Annotated in this window: 2 protein-coding genes; both read right to left on the reverse strand. The window is 50.2% G+C overall.

Annotation, left to right across the window (positions count from 1 at the left end):
* On the reverse strand, positions 1 to 228 hold a 228-nt coding region (locus Q0628_RS15360), incomplete at its 3' end, for a LysM peptidoglycan-binding domain-containing protein (RefSeq protein ID WP_298772492.1).
* A 32-nt stretch (positions 229 to 260) separates the two neighbouring features.
* Positions 261 to 1589 carry a hypothetical protein gene (locus Q0628_RS15365; RefSeq protein WP_298772494.1) on the reverse strand — a complete coding sequence of 443 codons (1329 nt, stop codon included), beginning with the start codon at positions 1587 to 1589 and terminating at the stop codon, positions 261 to 263.
* Between the last annotated feature and the right edge of the window lie 168 nt (positions 1590 to 1757).

Below are 1757 nucleotides of genomic sequence, written 5' to 3' on the forward strand. Positions count from 1 at the left end.
CACATTGCCTTCACGAATGGAATCGCCCAGGTAAATGGAGTCGCCCGGATAAATCCAGTGCGGGTCTTCGATGTGGCGGTTGTTTTCCCAAAGGTCTGGCCAGGCAAAGGGGTCCTTGAGGAATTCGTCACTCAAGTCCCAAAGGGTATCGCCTTCCTTGACAATGTAGGCGGAGGCCAACAAGGCGGAAAGTCCCAGACAGATGGATGCACATTTCAAAAGTCGCATAATAATCCCTTACAGGCTGTTATATCAATAATTTAACCTTTTCTTTGCTTAAAAGTAGGGGCTTTTTGGCTAAAATGAGGAATTTCTTGCGTTTTTCGGCTAGAAACGCGTTCTTGCGGGCGTTGGATCGTCCTGGAACGCTGTTTTTGTGCCGGATTCTGTCCCAAGATTCCTACGCGGTCAGGTACGAACAGGAACAGAATTTCGAACTTTCCGGAGCCCGGTTCCAGGTACAGTGGGATATTCTTGCGCAACATGTAGCCTTCGTTTCTAAACTGCTTGATGGTGCGCGCGGCCACTTCAAGGTTCGAAGTCTGCAAGAGAATACGTTCCGGTCTCGAAAGGGCGGCTGCCTGTGCCACGCCTTGTGCAAGCGGTTCGTCGCCGGGCAGGTTGAAGTAGAATGTCCAACGGCCCTCGTTTTCGGGCTTGCTGAAGAACTTGCCAAAGAAATCCTGTTCTACGTGGCTGCGGATGAATTTCATGTTGTCATCGACGGTGTTGCGTGCGTTCAAGCGCGACGACATCATGGCGTATTCGCGGCAGTCCATCGAAACGACTCTCTTGAATCGGTTTGCAAGAGTTGCGCTCCCAAAGGAACTTCCGGAATAGAATTCAAAGAAACTGTCCTCGGCATTCGGGTGGATAGCGTCTTCGATACGTTTGGGGAGTCCCATCCAGGCGTCATGAATTCGGGGCGTCCAGTCCAGCACATGCATGCTGATTCCGGTTTCGCCAATGGGCATAAAGTCGCTTCCGAAAGCGCTCTTGGCTTCTACCTTCATCGGAATCGTTCCGGCCGGATCAAAAGGCTGGTCGGGCATGCACTGAATGTGGTGACAGCTGATGACTTCCGGGCAGTTTCTTTGTATAAAATCAATGAAGGTCTTGTATCCGTGAGCAGAGAATCTGCCCTTCAGGTTGACCTGAACGAGCATCGCATAACGTCCGTCACCGACGGCTCGGAACCAAATCTGGCGGAGAGCCTTTTTAAAGATATGCAGGTGTTCTTTCTTGACCTGTTCAAAAATGCGGCTGACAAGTTCGGGAACATCCATACCGCGGGCGGGAGCGTCTATCGAAAGCGATTCCTGCTGGCCGCGGTAAGTCTTGATAATGCGCCAGTCGGAATGTTCCGGATTAGCATCTGCTGTAAACCATGATTGAAACTTACCGGGAATGCGTTCGTTTTCGGCCCATGCGGCAAGCTGCTGCTTGATATCTTCAAAAGTCAGCGCTGCTTTGCGTACAGGCTTTTCGGCTTTCGGGGCTTTGTCTTGAATTTTGTCGCGACGTACGGAATTTCCGCGTGCGCGTTTGTTTGTACTTCTAAAATTGTCTTTCATTCTTTCTTGTTTCATTACACATTACTCAATACTAATTCACTAACCACTGTCTACTGTCTACTTCCTACTGTCTACTTCCAACTACACCAGGAATCTCGGGTAAATCCAAGAGCATTCGCGGGCGAGCATCTTCGGGAATTCGCGGAAGGTTCCATTGATCTGGTAAAGGTTCAGGCTGCCTTC

Source organism: uncultured Fibrobacter sp. (assembly GCF_937877005.1).
Taxonomy (GTDB): domain Bacteria; phylum Fibrobacterota; class Fibrobacteria; order Fibrobacterales; family Fibrobacteraceae; genus Fibrobacter.

Bases quoted from the DNA above. Each gene is read 5' to 3' on its own strand.
- Q0628_RS15365 (WP_298772494.1), bottom strand. From the start codon at position 1,589: ATGAAACAAGAAAGAATGAAAGACAATTTTAGAAGTACAAACAAACGC.